18 protein-coding genes are annotated in these 20649 nt (G+C 59.5%); 8 read left to right on the top strand and 10 right to left on the bottom strand.

Annotation, left to right across the window (positions count from 1 at the left end):
* Positions 1-119: 119 nt before the first annotated feature.
* From AC6I7Z_RS07615 to AC6I7Z_RS07605, 3 genes are all read left to right on the top strand, one after another.
* Positions 120-1043: a Kdo(2)-lipid IV(A) acyltransferase gene (locus tag AC6I7Z_RS07615; RefSeq protein ID WP_497813733.1), complete on the top strand. Its 924-nt coding sequence runs from the start codon at positions 120-122 to the stop codon at positions 1041-1043.
* 561 nt (positions 1044-1604) lie between these two features.
* A complete protein-coding gene (locus AC6I7Z_RS07610; RefSeq protein WP_033751035.1) occupies positions 1605-1871 on the top strand; it encodes a hypothetical protein in 267 nt (88 codons plus the stop codon).
* Positions 1872-1982: 111 nt separating this feature from the next.
* Positions 1983-2381, top strand: coding sequence for a MysB family protein (locus tag AC6I7Z_RS07605; protein WP_497813732.1), 399 nt, complete (start codon positions 1983-1985; stop codon positions 2379-2381).
* Here AC6I7Z_RS07605 and AC6I7Z_RS07600 read toward each other — a convergent pair whose 3' ends face one another.
* The 3 genes from AC6I7Z_RS07600 to AC6I7Z_RS07590 form a co-directional block, all read right to left on the bottom strand.
* A complete protein-coding gene (locus tag AC6I7Z_RS07600) occupies positions 2382-2597 on the bottom strand; it encodes a YceK/YidQ family lipoprotein (protein ID WP_075203257.1) in 216 nt (71 codons plus the stop codon).
* A 167-nt stretch (positions 2598-2764) separates the two neighbouring features.
* The gene (gene mdoH / locus AC6I7Z_RS07595; protein WP_497813731.1) at positions 2765-5320 is read right to left on the bottom strand and encodes a glucans biosynthesis glucosyltransferase MdoH; all 2556 of its coding nucleotides are present in this window, start codon (positions 5318-5320) and stop codon (positions 2765-2767) included.
* Complete coding sequence (locus tag AC6I7Z_RS07590) at positions 5313-6851, bottom strand: glucan biosynthesis protein G (protein ID WP_497815414.1); 1539 nt, start codon at positions 6849-6851, stop codon at positions 5313-5315. The genes mdoH and AC6I7Z_RS07590 overlap by 8 nt, the downstream gene beginning before the upstream one ends.
* A gap of 269 nt (positions 6852-7120) precedes the next feature.
* On the opposite strand from AC6I7Z_RS07590, the gene mdoC reads away from it, so the two are divergent.
* Positions 7121-8245: a glucans biosynthesis protein MdoC gene (gene mdoC / locus AC6I7Z_RS07585; protein WP_497813730.1), complete on the top strand. Its 1125-nt coding sequence runs from the start codon at positions 7121-7123 to the stop codon at positions 8243-8245.
* Positions 8246-8288: 43 nt separating this feature from the next.
* Here mdoC and AC6I7Z_RS07580 read toward each other — a convergent pair whose 3' ends face one another.
* Entirely contained in the window at positions 8289-9749 is a 1461-nt protein-coding gene (locus AC6I7Z_RS07580; protein ID WP_497813729.1) for a phospholipase D family protein, read from the bottom strand.
* A gap of 148 nt (positions 9750-9897) precedes the next feature.
* On the opposite strand from AC6I7Z_RS07580, the gene AC6I7Z_RS07575 reads away from it, so the two are divergent.
* Positions 9898-11055 (top strand): glycoside hydrolase family 1 protein, encoded by a 1158-nt coding sequence (locus tag AC6I7Z_RS07575; protein WP_497813728.1) that lies wholly within the window; start codon positions 9898-9900, stop codon positions 11053-11055.
* Here the strand turns inward: AC6I7Z_RS07575 and AC6I7Z_RS07570 are convergent.
* From AC6I7Z_RS07570 to AC6I7Z_RS07545, 6 genes are all read right to left on the bottom strand, one after another.
* On the bottom strand, positions 11043-11216 hold the full coding sequence (locus AC6I7Z_RS07570; protein WP_187143625.1) for a hypothetical protein: 174 nt from the start codon (positions 11214-11216) through the stop codon (positions 11043-11045). The two genes, AC6I7Z_RS07575 and AC6I7Z_RS07570, sit on opposite strands and share 13 nt — an antisense overlap.
* 316 nt (positions 11217-11532) lie before the next feature.
* The gene (locus tag AC6I7Z_RS07565) at positions 11533-13734 is read right to left on the bottom strand and encodes a TonB-dependent receptor (protein ID WP_497813727.1); all 2202 of its coding nucleotides are present in this window, start codon (positions 13732-13734) and stop codon (positions 11533-11535) included.
* 194 nt (positions 13735-13928) lie between these two features.
* Positions 13929-15302, bottom strand: coding sequence for an efflux transporter outer membrane subunit (locus tag AC6I7Z_RS07560; protein WP_497813726.1), 1374 nt, complete (start codon positions 15300-15302; stop codon positions 13929-13931).
* Positions 15299-16396 (bottom strand): HlyD family secretion protein, encoded by a 1098-nt coding sequence (locus AC6I7Z_RS07555; protein WP_497813725.1) that lies wholly within the window; start codon positions 16394-16396, stop codon positions 15299-15301. The genes AC6I7Z_RS07560 and AC6I7Z_RS07555 overlap by 4 nt, the downstream gene beginning before the upstream one ends.
* On the bottom strand, positions 16393-18078 hold the full coding sequence (locus AC6I7Z_RS07550) for an MFS transporter (RefSeq protein ID WP_497813724.1): 1686 nt from the start codon (positions 18076-18078) through the stop codon (positions 16393-16395). The genes AC6I7Z_RS07555 and AC6I7Z_RS07550 overlap by 4 nt, the downstream gene beginning before the upstream one ends.
* A 2-nt stretch (positions 18079-18080) precedes the next feature.
* On the bottom strand, positions 18081-18512 hold the full coding sequence (locus AC6I7Z_RS07545; protein WP_497813723.1) for a MarR family winged helix-turn-helix transcriptional regulator: 432 nt from the start codon (positions 18510-18512) through the stop codon (positions 18081-18083).
* Positions 18513-18672: 160 nt separating this feature from the next.
* On the opposite strand from AC6I7Z_RS07545, the gene AC6I7Z_RS07540 reads away from it, so the two are divergent.
* The 3 genes from AC6I7Z_RS07540 to AC6I7Z_RS07530 all read left to right on the top strand — a co-directional run bounded on the left by AC6I7Z_RS07540 (position 18673) and on the right by AC6I7Z_RS07530 (position 20598).
* Complete coding sequence (locus AC6I7Z_RS07540) at positions 18673-19518, top strand: AraC family transcriptional regulator (RefSeq protein WP_497813722.1); 846 nt, start codon at positions 18673-18675, stop codon at positions 19516-19518.
* A 40-nt stretch (positions 19519-19558) separates the two neighbouring features.
* The gene (locus tag AC6I7Z_RS07535; protein WP_033789433.1) at positions 19559-19966 is read left to right on the top strand and encodes a DUF2000 domain-containing protein; all 408 of its coding nucleotides are present in this window, start codon (positions 19559-19561) and stop codon (positions 19964-19966) included.
* Positions 19967-20337: 371 nt separating this feature from the next.
* The gene (locus AC6I7Z_RS07530; RefSeq protein WP_497813721.1) at positions 20338-20598 is read left to right on the top strand and encodes a biofilm/acid-resistance regulator YmgB/AriR; all 261 of its coding nucleotides are present in this window, start codon (positions 20338-20340) and stop codon (positions 20596-20598) included.
* Positions 20599-20649: the final 51 nt, after the last annotated feature.

Raw genomic sequence — 20649 nt, 5'->3', positions numbered from 1 at the left:
GGGCCATATACGCATTCGCCCTGCGTTTATTTCAGCGCAGAGGAAAAGCTGGCACAATAGGGGAAAATCAACGAGATATTGGCGCCATCAGGCGCATTACGCAGGATAAGCTTTTTCATATGACTCAACTGCCGCAATTTTCCCGAGAACTCCTTCATCCCCGTTACTGGCTGACCTGGCTGGGCATCGGCTTTCTTTATCTGCTGGTGCTGCTGCCCTACCCGCTGCTCTATATGCTGGGCTGCGGATTAGGGCGTATTGCAATACGCTTTCTGAAACGCCGCGTCGCCATCGCCCGACGCAATCTGGAGCTCTGCTTTCCCGATATGCCGACCAGCGAACGTGAAGCGATGGTAAAGCATAACTTCGAGTCGGTAGGCATGGGGCTGATTGAAACCGGCATGGCGTGGTTCTGGCCCGACTGGCGCATCAAGAAGTGGTTTGATGTATCCGGCCTTGAGCATATTCAAAAAGCGAAAGATGAGCAGCGCGGCGTGCTGCTGATCGGCATGCATTTCCTGACGCTGGAGCTGGGCGCGCGTATTTTCGGCATCTATAACCCCGGCATCGGCGTCTATCGCCCCAATGACAACAAGCTGATCGACTGGCTGCAGACCTGGGGCCGGATGCGCTCCAACAAAGGCATGCTCGACCGCAAAGATCTGAAAGGCATGATCCGCGCGCTGAAAAACGGCGATATTATCTGGTACGCGCCCGATCACGACTACGGCCCGCGCAGCAGCGTGTTCGTGCCTTTCTTCGCGGTAGAAAAAGCCGCCACCACCGTTGGCACCTACCTGCTGATCCGCAGCGGCAAGCCGCACGTCATTCCCTTCGTTCCGCGCCGCCTGCCGCACGGCCGCGGCTATCAGATGCTGATCCTGCCCGACGTCAGCGATCAGATCCCGCTCGACAGCGATGTCGCCACCGCCGCGCAGATGAATAAAGTGGTGGAAGAAGGCGTCCTGCTGGCGCCGGAGCAATATATGTGGCTGCACCGTCGCTTCAAAACGCGTCCCGAAGGCGAGCCTTCTCGCTACTGAGTCCTTTCCGGCGGACGCGCTGTCGTCCGCCGGCCTTAAGCATCATCTTCGCTAACGCGTAAAACTTTGCGCTAAATCACACAACCTTTTGTTTCATAATAAAAAAAGCTTTTATACCTGCCGATGAGGTCCACTCTAAACTAAAGGAAAGCAGGTATTGATTTATCCTCTTTTTTAATTGGTTATGCGCGCTAAATTAATTATGGCCAAAAGCAGGCATTATCCCGTAATATGGCTAATTAGCGGCTGGGAAATTAATGTTTGCGATTTATCTTATTTGGATCTGATTTTCACCTACTCCAGGCCTTTTCCTATTTCTTCATAATCAATTCTTTGCATTAGCTTATGTATCCAGTAAAATTAACTTATTTTACAAGGCATTGTCTGATTAGACCTGTTGCATATAAGCATTGTGCCAATTATTTGGCTGTTTTATACTTTTATGGAATTTGAACAATTAGATACATATCGGTAATTTCGGTCGTGACAGTTAATTATTTAACTGCCCTTCAAAAAATATAAAAAGATTACACACAGCGAATCTCTAGCAGGAACATAAAAATGAATAAAGGCATCTATTACTACGTGACAATCAGTACCGATCAGGATAATTACCATTATTTACACCGCAAAGAGTGTAAACGTATGCCGGATAAAGAGGATATCGTTTTTATCGGCACGTTATATAATTTGAATCAGGCGTTATCTATTGCGCGAATTAATTTTAAAAAAGTCAAACCCTGTATTAAATGCTGTATTCGCTATGCGGCGCCCGTTATGCGCGAAACGGTGCGGCCGGTGCTGCACTTCCCGCAAAAGTCACTCTGATCGATGACGGTGGGAGGAGTTTCTCGCCCACCGTCTCTTTTTCACACTTTCCCCTGAAAAATTTCGTCTATCCTTCTCTGACATCCCGTTAATCAGGCAAGGAGAAGAGTAATGAGCATGTTCAGCACCTTAGAAGAAGCCATCGAGGCTGCGCGTGAAGAATTTCTCGCCGATCATCCCGACATTGAAGAAGAGGATGCCAGCATCAGTCAGTTTGGCCTGCAGAAGTATGTGATGCAGGATGGCGATATTATGTGGCAGGCAGAGTTCTTTGAAGAAGAAGGCGAGAGCGGCGAATGCCTGCCGATCCGCAGCGGCGAGGCGGCGCAGGCGATATTTGACGGCGATTTCGACGAAGTCGAGCTGCGCCAGGAGTGGTTAGCCGAAAATACCCTGCATGAATGGGATGAGGGCGAGTTTCAGCTTGAGCCGCCGATCGACAGCGAAGAAGGCGAAGCGGCGGCGCAGGAGTGGGATGATGACAATAGCGAGTCCGACCGCCTGCTCTGATTACTCATAGGGCCCGTGGTGGGCATCAACCGGCAGCAGCATGGTGTCCACCACCAGCGACAGCGGCAGATCGAGAATGGTCAGCACGCGCCATGGACCGTCGCGCACATCCCACTGCACGCCAGGATAGTATTGGTTGCCGTGTCCCTGTCCGGGCACGGCGCGACTAATAATACTGCCGCATCCGCTTAATATCAGCGCCATTAGCGCGACCATCACTGTTTTCAGCAAACTTTTCACTCGCGATACTCGTTTCAGCCAGCGGCTAGTGTAGATAATGGCGCATCTGTTTTGTCACCTGCTTACGCCATCAAAGCGTAATAATAGCGTTAAATCGCGCGCATAAAAAAAGCGGCATCGCTGCCGCTTTTGGTTGGCGAATATTAACCCGCCTGAGGCGGCAGCGCCAGCGGATTGAGCGCCAGCTTCTGATAGCTCTCTACCCACTGATGATACTTATCGCCGTTCTCCCACAGGCGTGAGTGAACGCGCGCCAGCACCACCGGATCGCTGATCAGCTGCAGACGCTGTTCGCGGTTCAGCTTCTCGGGCGCATCGCTCAGCGCCTGATCGACGCGGCGGTCGCGCGCGTAATCAAGCAGCTGGCTCTGTCGGTGACGCGAGGTCGCCAGCGCGGTCGCCAGCGCGTTAAACGCCGGATGGAACAGCGCATGCATAAAGCCGTGCTTCAGGGCGCGCTCGCGGTTGAGCTGCAGGTAGCGATCGGTGTCCACCAGCTCTTTCGGCGGCTCATACTCTTCCGGGATCAGGAACAGCTTCGCGCGCTTGCTCTTCAGCCCGACCGTCGCGCGGCTCGACATCACCGACACAAACGGCGACAGGATCAGCGAGAAGACAATCGGCGCCAGCCACCAGAGGAAGTTGAGATCCAGCACGCCCATGCCCACTGCCCAGACGATGCCGAGCAGCATCTGTGAGCCGTGACGACGGAAGGCTTCGCTCCACGGCGTAGCGTCATCGTCGCGCTGCGGCGAGTTCCACACCACTTCCCAGCCCAGGAAAGCGCTGACCACGAACACGGTATGGAACAGCATGCGCACCGGCGCCAGCAGCACGGAGAAAAGCATCTCCAGCAGCAACGAGATAAAGAGCCGGAACGCGCCGCCGTAAGGTTTCGCGCCTTTGAACCAGATCAGCACGACGCTGAGCAGTTTCGGCAGGAACAGCAGCACCAGCGTTGTCGAGAAGAGCGCGATCGCCAGCTCAGGACGCCACTGCGGCCAGACCGGGAAGAGCTGCCTCGGCTGCAGGAAGTATTGCGGCTCCATTAGCGTATGCACCACCTGCAGCGCGGTGGAGAGCGCCAGGAACATAAACCAGAGCGGCGCCGAGAGATAGGACATGACGCCGGTCAGGAACACCGCGCGGTGCACCGGGTGCATCCCTTTCACCAGGAACAGGCGGAAGTTCATCAGGTTGCCGTGACACCAGCGACGGTCGCGTTTCAGCTCGTCCAGCAGGTTCGGCGGCAGCTCCTCATAGGAACCCGGCAGGTCATAGGCGATCCACACGCCCCAGCCGGCGCGGCGCATCAGCGCGGCCTCGACGAAGTCGTGCGACAGGATCGATCCGGCGAAGGAGCCCTCGCCCGGCAGCGGCGCCAGCGCGCAGTGCTCGATAAAGGGCTTAACGCGGATAATGGCGTTATGTCCCCAGTAGTGCGACTCGCCAAGCTGCCAGAAGTGCAAGCCGGCGGTAAAGAGCGGACCGTAAACGCGCGTGGCGAACTGCTGGCAGCGCGCGTAGAGCGTATCCATGCCCGACGCCTTCGGCGACGACTGGATAATCCCGGCGTTGGGGTTCGCTTCCATCATGCGCACCAGACCGGTAAGACATTCGCCGCTCATCACGCTGTCCGCGTCCAGCACCACCATGTAGCTGTAGTTGCTGCCCCAGCGACGGCAGAAGTCGTCGATGTTGCCGCTCTTACGCTTCACGCGGCGACGGCGACGGCGGTAGAAGATTTTGCCGGCCCCGCCCACGTCGCGCACCAGCTCCATCCAGGCCTTCTGCTCCGCGATGGCGATATCGGGATCGTAGCTGTCGCTCAGCACGTAAACGTCAAAGTGCTCTGCGTTGCCGGTGCGCGCGACCGATTCCCAGGTGGCGCGCAGGCCCGCGAAGACGCGCTCTACGTCCTCGTTGCAGATCGGCATAATCAGCGCGGTGCGATGTTCAGGATTAAGCGGCTCGTCGCCCACCGTCGAGTAGGAAATGCTGTACTTATCGCGGCCGATCAGCAGCTGCAGGAAGCCCATCAGCGCGGTCCAGAAGCCCGCCGACACCCAGCAGAACAGAATGGCGAACAGGAACAGAATGCCGGTCTGCAACACATAGGGCAGGATCTGCATCACCGACTGTTGCCAGTTCTGGTTCAGCATCTCCATCGGGTCGAGCAGCGTCCAGCCCTGATAAGGCAGGATGGTTTTCATGTACCAGGTGGCGATGACGGTCTGGAACAAGGTAAGGATCAGCAGCACATAGCGGCGAATTGAGCCGACGTGACGCCACTTCTCCTCGGCGCGCTGCTCTTCCGCCGTGGCATAGCGATGCGTCAGCTTTTCGCCGCGCAGCGAACGCCAGGCGCGCACCAGCGGGTTGGTGCGCCAGGCTTCCGGGAACATCAGCGAGCGCTTAACCTTCGGCATCGCCTTCAGCGTGGTGCGATCGAGATAATCCTTGCCGAACTGCTCACCATCGGCCAGCGAATCCGGCCACGCCATTTTGACGCGGGCCGAGACCGACTTGAGCGGCGCATCGTCAGGACGATCGCTGGCGGCTACATCCTGGCCAAGCGTATCGTGAATGAAGTGAAACGCCTCGGCGTGCTGCAGCGAGGCGCTTAACCGGGCCTTCCCTGCCGCATCCAGCGGCAGGGCTTCCACGTAGTTTTTAGGAATAAATGTCGGATTATTCATTGGCAGGTAACTGATAGCTCCAGGTTTCCGTCAATGTCTTGTCGCCGCTAACCAGCGCGGCGCGCATTTCGGTAGGCTGTTTGTTATCTTTGACGCGCAGACGCAGCACCAGACGCCAGCCTTTGGTGACCGGGTTATAGCGTACGCTCTGCTCAACCACTTCGCCGTTATCGCCCACGCTGACCTGCGGCGCGACCTGGCTGTTATCCGGCATCTGGCTCATCGCTTTACCAACGAAATCGATGGTGAAGGCGACAGACCCGTCCGGCTGACGCACCAGATTAGACTGCTTCACGTCGCCCGCCGAACGCAGCGTGTTTTTCACCCAGGCGGTATCGTCGGAGTGAAGCTGGCTCTCGTCGCGCGTAAAGTGCAGGCGGTAGTTGAAGTTCATCTCTTTGCCCGGATCCGGCAGATTCTCCGGCGTCCAGAAGGCGACGATATTGTCGTTGGTTTCGTCCGCGGTCGGGATCTCCACCAGCTCGACGCGACCTTTGCCCCAGTCGCCCAGCGGTTCAACCCAGCCGCTCGGACGCATATCGTAGCGATCGTCGAGATCCTGATAGCGGTTGAAGTCGCGGCTGCGCTGCAGCAAACCGAAGCCTTTCGGGCTTTCGATGGTGTAGGTGCTCACCGCCAGATGGCGCGGATTATTGAGCGGCCGCCAGATCCATTCGCCGTTGCCGCTGTGAATCGACAGGCCGTCGGAGTCATGCAGTTCCGGACGGAAGTTGGTTACCGGCGAAGGCTGGTTGGCGCCGAACAGGAACATACTGGTCAGCGGCGCGACGCCCAGCTTGCCGACTTTGTCGCGCAGATAGACCTTCGACTGAACGTCGACAGTGGTTTCTTTGCCCGGATGCACGGTAAAGCGATAGGCGCCCGTCGCACGCGGCGAATCGAGCAGCGCATAGATCACCAGCTGCTTATCCTGCGGTTTAGGACGCTGGATCCAGAACTCTTTAAAGCGCGGGAACTCTTCCCCGGACGGCAGCGCCGTATCGATTGCCAGGCCACGGGCCGACAGGCCATACACCTGATCGGCGCCGATGATGCGGAAGTAGCTGGCGCCCAGGAAGCTGGTGATCTCATCATCTTTTTTATCGCGCGAGTTAAGCGGATAAAGCACTTTAAAACCGGCGAACCCTAAATTTTTCACCGAATCGGCATCGTGTTTAACGTTGCCGAAGTTGAAATAGTCAGGGCTGTATTTGATTTCGCGCGCCGAGTTAGCCGTCACTTCGTTGATTTTTACCGGCGTGTCGAAATACATGCCCTGGTGGTAGAACTCAAGCTTGAACGGCGTACGCAGTTTGCCCCAGTACGCTTTGTCGTGGTTAAACTGGATCTGCTGATAGTCAGCAAATTTCATTTCACGAAACTGAGAGGGTAAATTGCTCTTAGGCGCCTCAAAACTTTTCCCTGCCAGCGTTTTAGCTTCTTTTGCGACATCATCAAGGTTAAACGCCCAGCTATTATTGGCGTACAACGCCAGCAGAACTGCCGCGCCAAGCCAGCGCATCTTCATCAGCCCGCCTTTTTTTTCTACATTAATCAGCACATCCCCCCCTTTCGTGTGCTAAGTACAAACCCATTTATCTTAAAGGATTATTCGCTTTTCCGACAGCATATCCAAAAGAATGTTCCAGGGTTTCGTCAGGACTACGCCTGCTTTTAGGACAATTAAACGTTCCAGAATCAACTGATAGTATACGCTGTTTACAGCAGGTAGAATTTCCCTGCGGCATAAACCAGTTTCAGGGGGAAACTGGCCGAAACGTACTAACAAACTGGAACTTTATGAGTACAGGAAAACCTGAACGTGAATATTTCCTCGATTCGATTCGGGCGTATTTGATGTTGCTGGGGGTGCCGTTTCACGTTTCCCTCATCTATTCCACCCAAAAATGGGCCGTCAATAGTCAGGAAGCGTCGCTCTGGCTGACGGTGCTGAATGACTTTATTCACGCCTTCCGCATGCAGGTCTTTTTCGTTATCTCAGGCTACTTCTCCTACATGCTCTACCTGCGCTACGAAGCGAAGCGCTGGCTGAAAGTGCGCCTGGAGCGCGTCGGCATTCCGCTGCTGACCGCCGTGCCGCTGATTACGCTGCCGCAGTTTTTTATGCTACGCGCGCTGTCGGACAAGATGAGCAACTGGGATCAGCTGACGCTGTACGGCAAATTCAATAACCTGATGTGGGAGCTGATTTCGCACCTCTGGTTCCTGGTGGTGCTGGTGATCCTTACCGCGCTGGGCATGCTGACCTTTAACTGGCTGCGCCGCCAGCATCGGCATATCGATTACAGCCGCATCGGCTGGGGCAAGGTGACGCTGGCGATTATGGGCTATGCGCTGCTGTGGGATATTTTCCGCCGCGCGATCTTTACCTTTTTCCCCGCGCTGCTGATGGACGGCCTGTTCAGCATTATGGTGATGCAGACGCTGCTGTTTTTGCCCTTCTTTATGCTGGGCGCGCTGGCGTGGAAGCACCCTGCCCTGAAGCAGCTGTTCGTGCGCTTTAATCCGGTGATGTGCTTCGGCGCGATTCTGGTTTTCATCGCCTATAGCCTTAATCAGCGCTACAGCAGCGGCGACGGCTGGCTCTATGAGCTCGACGCGTTGATTACCACGCTGATGGGGCTCTGCATGCTAAACGTCTGCTTCAGCTTCGGCCACCGTATGCTCAACGCCCACTCGCCGCGCATTATGTATCTGGTGAACGCTTCGCTGTTTATCTACCTGGTGCACCATCCGCTGACGCTGCTCTACGGCATTTTCATCACCCCGCAGATCGGCAACAACACGCTGGGCTTCTTTGTCGGGCTGGCGATGGTGTTCGGCGTGGCGTTTCTGCTCTATGAAATTCATCTGCGCATCCCGCTGCTGCGCTTTCTGTTTTCCGGCAAGCCGCAGAAACAATAGTAAGACGAGCGCGTGGACGCCCTGCCGTCCGCGCGCTCGACGCCTATAGCAGCCACTCGATAGGCAGACGCCATACCAGCCGCACCAGCAGGCGCTGCACCCAGGTGCAGCGCGGCTCATGCTTATGCACAATCTCCTGCGCTTCCCCCGCATACTCTACCCAGTTGACGCGCCCCCACTTGTCGAGCCGCAGCGCCCAGGCGCGATCGCGCATGGCGGCGCTAAAGCGCTGATGGGTCTGCCGCGCCAGCGCTTCACTCTCAATCACCAGCCCCATTTCGGTATTCAGCACCGCCGAACGGGGATCAAAGTTGAATGAGCCGATAAACAGCGTCTCCTGATCGACGGTAAAGGTTTTGGCATGCAGGCTGGAGCCGGAGTTACCGGTAAGACCGCGGTCGTGCGGCGCGTCGGGCACGCCCGACTGCGGCTTCAGCTCATAGAGCTCGATGCCGCGCCGCAGCAGCTTTTTACGCCATTTGGCGTAGCCCGCATGCACCACCGACACGTCGTTGGCGGCGAGGGAGTTGGTCAGAATAGCGATTTTCACGCCGCGCCGCTTCAGCGCCAGCAGCTGGGCGACGCCGGCGCGCGTGGGCACGAAATAGGCGGAGATGATATCGAACTGTTGCTGCGGCACGCCGATCACCTCCAGCATGCGCTGCGGCAGCAGGTTCCTGCGCTTCGCCCGGCCCAGCCCCTTGCGCGGATCGTCGCTCAGCAGACGGGCGCGCGCCCAGGTCATGCTCAGCGTGCCCTGCTCCAGCTGGCTGACGAAGTGCGAGCTTTCCAGCCGCGCCAGATAGCGCTGCACCGCTTCGCTGTCGCGCCAGTCGGGCGGCAGCGCCACCTCGCCGTCCTGATGCTCGCTCTCATCCAGCACGCTCTTGAGCGGCGCCACCGGCTTGCTCTGCCAGTAGCGCTCGAAATCTTCCGAGACCTCTTCCACCACCGGGCCGATCGCCAGCACGTCGAGGTCGGCGAACAGCGGTTCGCTGCCGGTCGCGAAGTATTCATCGCCGACGTTGCGCCCGCCGACAATGGTCGCCACGCCGTCCACGGTAAAGCTCTTGTTGTGCATGCGGCGATTAAGCCGGGCGAAATCGGAGAGATAGCCCAGCGCGCGCAGGGTGCGGAACGAGAACGGATTAAACAGCTTCACCGTGATATTGGGATGGCGATCGAGACGCGCCAGCGTATCATCCAGGCCCGGCGTGTTGTTGTCGTCCAGCAGCAGCCGCACCTTCACCCCGCGCCCGGCCGCCTCCAGCAGCGCGCTAAACAGCAGGCGTCCCGACATATCGTTCTGCCAGATGTAATACTGTACATCCAGCGTGCGCTCCGCTTTGCCCATCAGCAGATAGCGGGCCGCGAAAGCGTCGAGCCCGTCCGCCAGCGGATGAATGCCGCTCAGGCCGGGATGGCGGGCGCTGCGCGGGCCGATAATCTCCTCAAGCCAGCTGACGTCAGGCACTTTAGTCAGCAGATTTAACGCTTCGGTCATTGGGGTTCCCTGAATAATCGACACGCTCTTATTATTTAACGCTTCGCCGGATATGGCTATACGCGCAGTCTGAGAGCAGCCAGACAGCGCCGTTTTTTCAGCTAGACTTAGCCAGACTATCACGACCGGCCAGTTACAGGAGCGGACCATGACGTCAGATTCATCCCTGCTTCAGCGCCACCATCCCCGGCTGTTCAAAAGTTTTTTTCAGGGCAGCTTCCCCTGCTCTACCGCCTGCCGCACCGCGGGCAAGCGGCTGGACATGGTGATCAGCAGCGGCCACGATATGCTGCTGGATAAAGATTACGCCGCGCTGGCGGCGCAGCGTCTGCATACGGCGCGCGACGGCGCGCGCTGGTATCTGATTGAAAAAGAGCCGCACCGCTACGACTGGAGCAGCTTCCTGCCGATGGTGCAGGCGGCCAGACGTCATGAGATGGAGATTATCTGGGAGCTGGCGCACTTCGGCTATCCCGATCATCTGAATATCTGGAAGGCGTCGTTTATCGAGCATTTCGCCCGTTTCGCCCGCGCCATGGCGCAGCTGATGCGCGATGAGGGCATCGAGCGCCCCTTCTTCACGCCCATTAACCAGATTTCATTCTGGTCATGGGCCGGAGCCGACGTCGCCTGGTTCAATCCCCACGTCGCCAACCGCGGCAGAGAGCTGAAGCGTCAGCTGGTGCGCGCCTCGCTGGCGGCGATCCACGCTATCCGCGAGATCTATCCTGAAGCGCGCTTCGTACTTACCGATCCGCTGGTGCAGATCGCCAGCGATCCCCATAATCCCGACAGCAAACCCTACGCCGACGTGCAGCATCAGGCGCAGTTTGAAGCCTGGGATATGCTGGCGGGCCGCATCGACAGCGAGCTAGGCGGCAGCGAGGATTGCCTCGATATTCTCGGACTCAACTACTATCCCGACAATCACTGGTTCTTTCCCGGCGAGCCGATGTCGGCGACCCATCCGCTGCGCCAGCCGCTGCATCGCCTGCTGGCGCAGTGCTGGCAGCGCTACCAGCGCCCGCTGCTGCTGGCGGAAACCGGCGCGGAAGGCGAAGCGCGCGCCCCCTGGCTGCAGCATATTAGCGAAGAGGTGATGCTGGCGCTCGATCAGGGCGTCGGCCTGGAGGGCGTTTCCCTCTATCCGGTGGTGGAATATCCCGCCTGGGCTGACGATCGCCGTTCGCCGGGCGCGCTGTTCGGGCTGGGCGATCCCAACGGCAACCGCACGCTGCATGAGGGGCTGGCGCTGGTGCTGCGCAGTCAGCAGATCAAGTTTCAGACCAGATTTCAGGAGGGGTGAACGGGCGGTTTTTTCGGCGTGCAGCTCTGTACTTCAAGCGACGGATCGGCGGGATGGCGGACATCGGTGAGCCAGGTCATAGCAAAGAGAAAAACCACGCCGATCAAGCAGGCGGCCAGCAGACCAATAATGGCGATCAGTTTGTCATCTCGCGATTCCATACTTTACTCCTTCTGAACCTCCCTGCCGCTTACGATTCTCTTTTTAACTCATCCAGAGCGTCACCAACAGGACGAAGATTATAAGCGTAACAGAGGTCACCGCAAGCACCACGATGGCGAAGTGCGCATCGTCCATTGTCTGGCGAAGGGGCTCATCTTGCGGATCGTGCGGCGACAGTGGAAGCATAGATTCTCAACGGAAATCGGTGGATCGCCGCAGGCTTGCGGCGGCGACCAGTGTAATAGAAACCGGGACGCTCGCCAGCCTTTTCTTGTGCAAAAAAAAACGGGACGCGAAACGCGTCCCGTTAGCGGGTCAGAAGTCGTAGCTGACGCCGGCCTTCAGCGTGCGGCCATCGCCGCGGAACAGATAGGTGCCGGTGCCGTCAACGGAAGACCAGTATTTTTCGTTGGTGACGTTATCGAGGCCAACGCGCCATACCAGATCGTTTTCGTTGACCTTCATGCGGTAGCGCATGCCTAAATCGAGCGTAGTAAAGCTGTCGATTCTTTTTGTATTGGCGGAGTCCGCCCACTGCGCGCCAGAGTGCTCCAGCTGCGCCGTCGCCGTCAGCCCCTCAACCGGCCTGATGTCATACTCGCCGCCCAGCACAACGTTATAGCGCGGCACGCCGATCGCCTCTTTGCCGTTATAGGTGCCGTTTTCGGTTTTGGTCATCTCTGGATCGATCCAGGTTGCGCTGCCGTTGAGACGCACGCCCAGCACCGGTTCGCCGAAGATATTCAGCTCCACGCCGCGGTTGCGCTGCTCGCCGTCCAGGCCATAGCTGCCGTCGTTGTTAAGAATGCCCGACGGCTTCTTGATCTCGAACAGCGCCAGCGATCCGCCCACGCGCTGGAAATCGACCTTCACGCCCACCTCATTCTGCTTCGCATGGGCGATGCCGGTGGTGGTGCCGTAGTTGGTGGCGTTGTTCGGCGCCACCTCGCCCGGCTGCAGCGACTCGGTGTGGTTGGCGTAGAGCGCCACCGACTCAAGCGGTTTATAGAGAATGCCGTAGGTGGGCATCCAGCGGCTGTCGGTGTAGCGGCTCGAGGTATCTTCGGCGCCGGTGGCGTTGCTGTAGTTGCGCACCACCACCTTCTGATGGCGCGCGCCTAAAGTCAGCTGCACGCTGTCGTTCAGTACGCCCAGCGTGTCGCTCAGCAGATAGCCCTGGGTGCGGTTGCGCCCGGTGGTAAGCGGATCGCTGTAGTCGCCGCCGCTAAGGTTATTGGTCGGGTTCGGCACCTTGCCGGTGTGATAGATATTGGTCGACTCGGTGTTCGCGCCATAGGCCATACGCCACGCGGTGTTGTTGCGCGAGGTGTAGGCGGAATAGCCGACGTTGACCTTATGGCTGATAAAGCCGGTATCGAAGCGGCCGCGCAGCCCGGCCATGCCGCTGAAGTTGTTGATGATGCGGTTGGTGTCGAGACGGCCGATTTGCGCGTTGCCGTCTGCATCGGTGAGCTTCGGCGACGCGTAGTCGCCCAGCTCGTGAGAGTGCTGCGCGCCCACCGCGCCGTAGAGCGTCCAGCTGTCGGTCACGTCATACTCGGCGCGCGCCATGCCGAACTCTGACTCGATATCGCTGTAGACCCAGTCCTGGCTGTAGTTGTGGCTGTTTGACGGCAGCTCTGGAATAAAGTCGATGCCGCTGATGTTGACGCCGTTGTCAGCATCGTGGAAGGTCTTTTTCTGATAGCCGAGATCCAGCGAGGTGCGCAGGCGTTCGCCGCGGTAGTCCAGCCCAAGGGAGGCGGCGGTGGTGCGCTTCTGCTCGCCGTCGACGCCGGTTTCTCCTTCGCGATGCACCGCGTTCAGGCGCACGCCGAACTGGTTCTCGTCGCCGAAACGGCGGCTGATATCGGTCGTCGCGCCGACCTGCTGGGCCGAGGTGTAGTCGACGCCGACGCGCGTCAGCGGCAGATCCTCGGCGTGTTTCGGCTCAAGGTTGATCATGCCGCCTACCCCGCTGCTGGCGGCGCCGTTGAGCAGGCCGTTGGCGCCTTTAAAGATCTCGACGCGATCGATCAGCGACGCGTCCATCACCTGGCGCGGCACCACGCCCGGCAGCCCGCCGAAGGTCATATCATCGCCGTCCAGCGTAAAGCCGCGAATGCGATAGGTTTCGGCGAAGTTGCCGTAGCCCTGCAGGCTCTGCACGCCCGCGTCATTTTTCACCACGTCGGCGATAGTTTTCGCCTGCCGATCCTGGATCATCTTCGAGGTATAGCCGATAACGTTGAACGGCACCTCCATGGCGCTCTGTTCGCCCAGCATGCCGAGACGGCCGCCGTGGGCCACCTGTCCATCAAGATAAGCGGGCACCAGCTGGTCGCCGCCGGGTTTGAAATCGCTCTGCGGCGCGGCGGTGACGGTCAGCGTCTGCTCGCTGTTGGTTGAAGCGGTGTCACTGGTGTTGGTAGCAGCCATCACTGGCAAACAACCGGCGCTGACCAGTAAGGCCAGCAGCGTCGGTTTACATCCGGGAGAAGAAAGCGAACGGCGCATAGTCGATCCCTAATAAGAAGGTTACTGATAATCATTATTATTACGGTTTGCGATTATGCGCAGCCTTGCTTTTATTGCAAGCGAAATTTTGGCAGCCAATAAGCCAGAAACGTCTAAGGAATGCGTGCTGAAGGGCTTTTATGGAAAGCAGCGTGCTGAAAACGCGGCGACCTGCGCCGCCGCGCGAAAGCGGCCTACTGCGCCTGCCAGCCGCCGCCCAGCGCGCGATACAGGGCGATTTGCGCCAGCAGCAGGTTGTTTTTCACCGAAACCAGATTGAGCTGGGTTGTGAACAGCGTGCGCTGCGCGTCCAGCTCGTCAAGATAGGAGGCGTAACCGTTTTGATAGCGATTGCGGGCGATGCGCAGCGCCTCAGAGACGTACTCTTCCTGCTTCTGCAGCTCCGCCAGCTGCGCCTGCCCTTGCAGAATGGCGTCCATCGCGTCGTTCACCTCGGAGAAGGCGTTGCGCACCACTTTCTCATAGCCGTACAGCGCCTGGTTGCGCGCCGCCATCGACACGTCCACCTGCGCCGTCAGCGCTTCGCGGTTCAGCAGCGGCGCCAGCACGCTGCCGCCGATGCTCCACAGGCGGAACGGATTATCGATCAGCTGATGCAGCTCGCTGCTTTGCAGGGTGCCGCTCGTGGTCAGGTTAAGCGACGGCAGCAGCTTCGCCTGCGACGAGGCGAGCGTGGCGTCTGCCGCCAGCAGCAGGCGCTGCGCCTCGACAATATCGGGGCGCCGGTTAAGCAGCTGCGACGGCAGCAGCTGCGGCATCCGCTGCGGCATAATCTGGTTGAACTGCGGGCGACGCGCGATCTCGCGCGGGTTCATCCCTACCAGAATGCTCAGGGCGTTCTCCTGCTGGGCGATCTGATGCCTGAGCTGCGGCACCTGCGCCTTCGCCGTCTGGTACTCGGACGCCGCCTGCATCCACTCCAGCCGCGAACTGTAGCCGGTTTCGAACTGGCGCTGCGCCAGCTGCAGCGAATTGCCGCGCGTCTCAAGCGTCGCCTCGGTGACGCGCAGCTGCTCGTCCAGCGCCACCAGGCTCAGATAGCCCGACGCGACCGAGCTGGCGACGGTCAGCTCCGCCGCCGACGCCGCCGCGCGCTGCGCCTCCAGCGACGCTTCGCTGGCCGCGATGCTGCTGCTGCGCGCCCCCCACAGGTCGACATTGTAGTTCGCCTGAAGCAGCCCCTGATAAACGGCGCTCTCGTAGGGCTGGCCGGTAGCGGCGGAGAGCGCGCGCTGATGCGTCACGCCGACGCCCGCGCTCAGGGTCGGGAAGTTGTCGCCCTGCGCCGCGCGCAGCTCGGCGCGGTACTGCTCGACGCGCGAACGCGCGGTGAGAATATCGAGGTTATTGCGCAGCGCCTGCGTCACCAGCCGGTTGAGGTTGTCGTCGCCGAAGGCCCGCCACCACTCCGCTTCCGGCGCGGCGGCGGGTCCGACCTGATTACGCCACTGCGGCGGGATCGGCAGCGACGCGGGCGCTTTCTCTACCTCGGTGGCGCAGCCGGACAGCGTGAGCGCCGCCAGACCGGCGCATAACAGCCGCCTCATTGCTTCACCGCCTGGTCGCGCGGCTGCGCGGCGGTATCGATGCTGACCTCCACCGACATGCCGGGGCGCAGCTCGCGCATATCCTGCGCGTCAATGGCGATTCGCACCGGAATGCGCTGGGCGATTTTGACGAAGTTGCCGGTGGCGTTATCCGGCGAAATCGCGCTGAACTCGGAGCCCGCCGCCGGCGAGATAAATTCCACATGGCCGTTATAGCGCTTGCCGTTGAGCGCATCGACCCGGAAGGTTGCCGGCAGGCCCGGCCGAATATCCGCCAGCTGCGTCTCTTTCATATTGGCGATAATCCACTTATGGTCCGGCACCACCGAGGTCAGCCGCGTGCCCGCCGTAACATAGGCCCCTTTGCGCACCGAAAGCTGGCCGAGCTGCCCGGCGTCCGGGGCCAGGATGCGGGTATTGGCGAGATCGATCTGCGCCAGCTCCAGCGCCGCCTGGGCGCTGGCGACGTCGCCTTCCAGCGAGGCGCGATTGACGATTACAGTTTGCAGATTCTGCTGCGCGACCGCCATCTGCGCCTCCGCCTGACGCACCGCCGCCTGCGCCTGCGCGTTGGCGGCGCGCGCCGCATCGCGTTCGCGTACCGAGAGCGAGCCGTCGGCGGCCAGATTTTCGACGCGCTTCAGATCGAAGCCCCCCTTCAGCGCCTGGGCTCTGGCGTTCTCCAGCGCGGCCTTATTGCTGGCGATGGTGGCTTCCGCGCTGCGGCGCTGCTGCAGGTTGTTACTGAGCGCCGCCTGCTTCATCGCCAGCTGCGCCTGCGCCTGATGCACGCGCTGACGATAGATGCGATCGTCGATGGTCATCAGCAGCTGCCCTTTTTGCACCGGCTGAAGATCCACCACCTCTACCGAGGTGAGATAGCCATTGACCTGCGGGCTGATAAAGGTCACCTGACCGCGCACATAGGCGTTCTCGGTGCTCTGTATGGCGCTGGTGAAGGGCCAGAGCTGCCAGGCGTATAAAATAATCAGTACGCCAAGAATGGCGATGCCGCTTCCCGCCGCAATAGAAAGAATGCGCCGGCGACTGGCGCGCTCGCGCTCCGCTGCCTGAAGTTCATCCTGCTGACTCATCGTGACTCCATAGATTCTTGTGACGCAGCCGCCAGACGCTGCTCCATCAGATTAAAGCGCGCCTGTCGCCAGTTGAGGTATTGCTGACGGGAGAGACGCCACAGCGCCCACATCAGGGTGATGAGCGCCAGCGCCGCCGTCAGTAAATAGGTATCGTTATAGGCCAGCACGTTCGCCTGCAGCGTCGCCACCACCTGCAGCTGGCTGCTGCTTTGCGCGCTCAGCAGCGCAGGATCGGCCAGCTGGCTGTTGAACAGCGCGCCGTACTGGCTGAGGCGCTCCGTCACGTTGGGATCGAGCAGCGAGAGCTGATCCCCGATCAGGCTGGAGTGGTACTTCTCGCGCCAGACCTGAAAGGTGCCGAGAATGGCGGAGCCGATCAGGCCGCCGAGGTTCTGGCTCATGCCGAACAGCACCACGAAGCTCACCAGATTTTTCGGCTGCGTCACCACGCTGCCGATGCCGATCAGCATCGCGGGCGCCATAAAAAAGGTGCTGCTGAAGCCGAGCAGGAACTGGCTGAGATACATATTGTTGGCGCGGGTGACCGGGCTGGCCTGCGCATCCATCAACGACGCGACGATCATCACCGCCAGCGAGGTGACGATCGGCCAGTTAAGGTGCGCGGGACGGATGGTCAGCGCGCTGGTGGCGATGCCGAGCGTCATGCCGCCGATAATCGCCAGCGACAGGCCGCGCATCTGATCGTTGAGCAGCCCCAGCTGCTGCAAAAAGCCCACCGCGCCGGTGTTCTGCTCCGCCAGCACGATGCGTATCATAATCATCACGATGCCGAGACGCACCATGTTGCCGCTGCTGAGCCAGCGCGTGTTGATCAGCGGATTTTTCCGGTTGTGCTCAATAACGATCGCCGCGACGATCAGCACCAGCGCGATCGCCAGGCAGACGCCGAGCCAGGGCGTGGTGAACCACCATTCGATGCGCCCCAGCGACAGCACGCCGCAAAGCAGCGCCATGCCCGGCGCCAGCAGCATAAAGGTGACGAAATCGAGCTTTTCAAACGCCTTGATGCGATCGCCCGGCGGCAGCTTCACCACCAGCACGCAGCCCAGCGCGATCATCGCCAGACCCAGCTCAAACAGATAGAGCCCGCGCCACTCTTCCAGCTGCAGCAGTTCGGACGAAAAAAGCCGCGCCATCGGAATGGCGAACTGCGAGACGGTCAGGCCGATCACCAGCGCCTTTAGCCGGTGCTTTGCCGGCCACGCCTGCACCTGGTAGTAGATCCCCAGCGAACTGAGCGCCGCGCCCGCCATGCCGTGGGCGGTGCGCACGATGATCGCCGAGCTGAGATCGTTGGCGAAGAGATGGAAAAAGGCCACCAGCACGTAGAGCACCAGAAAAGCCTCTGTAAAGACGCGCAGGCCAAACTGCTGACGAAACTTCACCAGCAGCAGGTTTATGGAGATATTGCCCATCACGTAGACGGCGGGCAGCCAGGCGATTTCGTTAGAGTAGGCGCCGAACGTGCCCTGAAGGTTGGTGAGATTGGCGGTAACCAGCGCGTTGCTAAGCGCGCCGGTAAGCGAGATAAGCAGGCCGATCAGGCCAAAGGCAATCCGTTTGGGCGGCGAATGAATCGGGGTCGAGGGCGATCCCGGCAGCATGGGTTTTTCATGCGGCAACCATTCGCGCTGCGCATAGGGATTGCGTCGCGCCACCGCTACATATTTCCCATACGCGTCAGCAGCTGTTGCAGCACCTGCTCCGTCGTCGCCAGCGCCTGCGGATCGATATCGCCGAGCAGTTCAGCGCGCAGCGCGTCCGCCTCGTTTTTCACTAAGGCGAAAGCCTGATTGCCCTTTTCCGTCAGCACCAGATGGCGCTTGCGGCGATCTTCCGGCGGCTGCACGCGCGTCAGCAGCTCCTGTTTCACCAGGCGGTCGATAAGCGGCACCATGCTGGCGTCTTCCAGACCGAGCATCTGCGCCAGTTCCGTCTGAGTCAGCGGCCGCGTTTCGCTGGCGATAAGGCCGATCGCCATCCAGCTGCTCATGCTCAGGCCGCTGTGTTTAAGGTGACGATCAACGGCCAGCCGCCACGCGTGCGCGGTCTGGTAGAGTAAATGGGTAAAGGTTTTATAGTGCAGAGTCAAAGCGTAGCGACCTGATTATTAGAGTCCTAACTAAATGAGTGCGTTATTATACGCCGAGCAAATTGCTAATGAAAATAGCACAGGGCGTTAAAAAATGACGCGTGTGTCGTCGGGTTTTAAAGTCATATTACTACCCAGACGGGGTAAAACTGGAGCTACTATGTCCCATCGCAACAGCAACTGGATCGATCTGCGCCGCGACGCCTTGCACGGCATAGAGACCATCCGCGCGCATTTCACCGGCCACGCCTACGATCCCCACTGGCACGACAGCTATCTGATCGGCGTGACGGAGCAAGGCGTGCAGCAGTTTCACTCGCGCCGTAAACAGCATCGCAGCCGCCCCGGCACGGTATTTATGCTGGAGCCGGAAGAGCTGCACGACGGCGACGCGGTGGATGCGCAGGGCTTTACCTATCGTATGCTCTATCTCTCGCCGCAGCAGATCGCGCAGCAGCTGACGCCGCTCTGCACCAGTGGCCACGGCGGCGAACTCCGCTTCGCCGCCACGCTGCGCGACGACCAGGCGCTCGCCTGGGCTGTCTGGCACTGTTTCGACGCGCTGTGGCACGACCACCCGGCATTGATCAAAGAGGCGACGCTCGACCGCCTGTTCCTGCAGCTGAGTCAGCATCCGCTATGGCGCAGCGAGCCGCGCGCGGCGGATAGCGATCGTCGGCTGGCGCAGCAGGCGCGCGACTGGCTTATCGCCCATCACGCGCTTAATCCAGGTTTACAGGCGATGGCCGAGGCGCTGCAGGTGGATCGCTTTCGCCTTTCGCGCCTGTTTCAGGCGCAGTGGGGCTTGCCGCCGCACGCCTGGCTGGTGCAGTGGCGCTTATCCCAGGCCCGTCGCCAGCTGGCGGCGGGCGTCCCTGCCGCCGACGTCGCCGCGGCGCTGGGCTTCGCCGATCAAAGCCACCTGGGCCGCTGGTTTAAGCGCGCCTGCCATCTGACCCCGGCGCGCTATCAACAGGCCTGCACAAATCTTCCAGACGCTGGCTGAAGACCGGGTCACAATGCCCTTTTCTGTCTGGAGAAGTGCTATGCAAGACCCTCGTTGCGTCATGATTTTGCAAAACGATCTCGCCCCAGGTAAAGCCGCCAACGCCGCAGCGGTCATCGCGCTGACGCTTGGCCAGCGCCATCCCGCGCTGGTCGGCGAAGCGTTACAGGATGCCGACGCCTGCTGCTATCCCGGCCTTATCCCGGTCGGCATTCCGGTGCTGGCGGCCACCCATGCCGAGATGGACGCGCTGCGCGCCCGCTGCGCCGAGCTGGCGTGCGATCTGGTGCTCTTTCCTGAGCAGGGTCAGACCACCACCGACTATGCGGCCTTTAGCGCGGCGATGCGCGAGATCCCGGCCAGCGAGTGGCGGCTGCTGGGTCTGGCGCTGGTCGGCGAGAAACAACAGGTGCGAAAACTGACCTCGAAGTTAAAGCTTTTTAGCTAAGCCGCGGCCAGAAACGCCGTACGTTACCCTACATAGCTGTACAAGTGTCCCATTGTACAAACAACTTGTACAGCTTTGCCTCACCTCGTATACATTTATGCATTTGATAATTAACAAATAGCACAAATTGACTAATTTTATCCTTGTGTCTGTACACCTTCATTGTATAACTTTACGTCCCATGAATCGGATAACGATTCCGTAACGAATGATGCGTTTGCGTCGCCTCTGAAGGTGTCTGTGGATTTCCACCTTCAGAGGTCCTTTTTTTGATGAGCTGGCACCCTTTACATCTGTCCATGTAAGGGGATTTTCATCGTTAATTGATCTGGTATTCAATCTGGACGCCAGGGCTATTTTAGGGCTGACACATGCAAAACGCTGTTTCGCAAACCGATAAAGAGATGGGTGATCGCTTCAGCGCAGCGGCCAACAACGGCGCTAGCGAGATGGAAATGCTGGGTGTAGCCATCGCGGAGATCCTCCAGGCGGGCAATCCTGTGACCAATAAAGCGATTATCGCTAAACTGATCCACCGGCTGGAGCTGGAGTCGGATCCGGCGACGCTCGACATCTATCGTCAGCTGCTGGAGCTGGTGGTGCATAAAACGCCCGACGATTTAACGGTGTAATCCTGACTCCACGGACGGAGTTATCCTGCCCGGTACGCCATCGCTGGCAAA

The organism is Pantoea sp. X-Soil-MYKO-1289 (assembly GCF_059730625.1).
This window is presented reverse-complemented; position numbering and strand designations above follow the sequence as displayed.

What these genes read in the sequence shown, in the direction of transcription:
- mdoH (WP_497813731.1), bottom strand. Translation starts at nt 5,320, where the DNA reads ATGAATAATCCGACATTTATTCCTAAAAACTACGTGGAAGCCCTGCCG.
- AC6I7Z_RS07555 (WP_497813725.1), bottom strand. Translation starts at nt 16,396, where the DNA reads ATGAGTCAGCAGGATGAACTTCAGGCAGCGGAGCGCGAGCGCGCCAGT.
- AC6I7Z_RS07530 (WP_497813721.1), top strand. Translation starts at nt 20,338, where the DNA reads ATGCAAAACGCTGTTTCGCAAACCGATAAAGAGATGGGTGATCGCTTC.
- AC6I7Z_RS07575 (WP_497813728.1), top strand. Translation starts at nt 9,898, where the DNA reads ATGACGTCAGATTCATCCCTGCTTCAGCGCCACCATCCCCGGCTGTTC.
- AC6I7Z_RS07615 (WP_497813733.1), top strand. Translation starts at nt 120, where the DNA reads ATGACTCAACTGCCGCAATTTTCCCGAGAACTCCTTCATCCCCGTTAC.
- AC6I7Z_RS07610 (WP_033751035.1), top strand. Translation starts at nt 1,605, where the DNA reads ATGAATAAAGGCATCTATTACTACGTGACAATCAGTACCGATCAGGAT.
- AC6I7Z_RS07565 (WP_497813727.1), bottom strand. Translation starts at nt 13,734, where the DNA reads ATGCGCCGTTCGCTTTCTTCTCCCGGATGTAAACCGACGCTGCTGGCC.
- AC6I7Z_RS07535 (WP_033789433.1), top strand. Translation starts at nt 19,559, where the DNA reads ATGCAAGACCCTCGTTGCGTCATGATTTTGCAAAACGATCTCGCCCCA.
- AC6I7Z_RS07600 (WP_075203257.1), bottom strand. Translation starts at nt 2,597, where the DNA reads ATGGTCGCGCTAATGGCGCTGATATTAAGCGGATGCGGCAGTATTATT.
- AC6I7Z_RS07540 (WP_497813722.1), top strand. Translation starts at nt 18,673, where the DNA reads ATGTCCCATCGCAACAGCAACTGGATCGATCTGCGCCGCGACGCCTTG.
- AC6I7Z_RS07570 (WP_187143625.1), bottom strand. Translation starts at nt 11,216, where the DNA reads ATGGAATCGCGAGATGACAAACTGATCGCCATTATTGGTCTGCTGGCC.
- AC6I7Z_RS07580 (WP_497813729.1), bottom strand. Translation starts at nt 9,749, where the DNA reads ATGACCGAAGCGTTAAATCTGCTGACTAAAGTGCCTGACGTCAGCTGG.
- AC6I7Z_RS07605 (WP_497813732.1), top strand. Translation starts at nt 1,983, where the DNA reads ATGAGCATGTTCAGCACCTTAGAAGAAGCCATCGAGGCTGCGCGTGAA.
- mdoC (WP_497813730.1), top strand. Translation starts at nt 7,121, where the DNA reads ATGAGTACAGGAAAACCTGAACGTGAATATTTCCTCGATTCGATTCGG.
- AC6I7Z_RS07560 (WP_497813726.1), bottom strand. Translation starts at nt 15,302, where the DNA reads ATGAGGCGGCTGTTATGCGCCGGTCTGGCGGCGCTCACGCTGTCCGGC.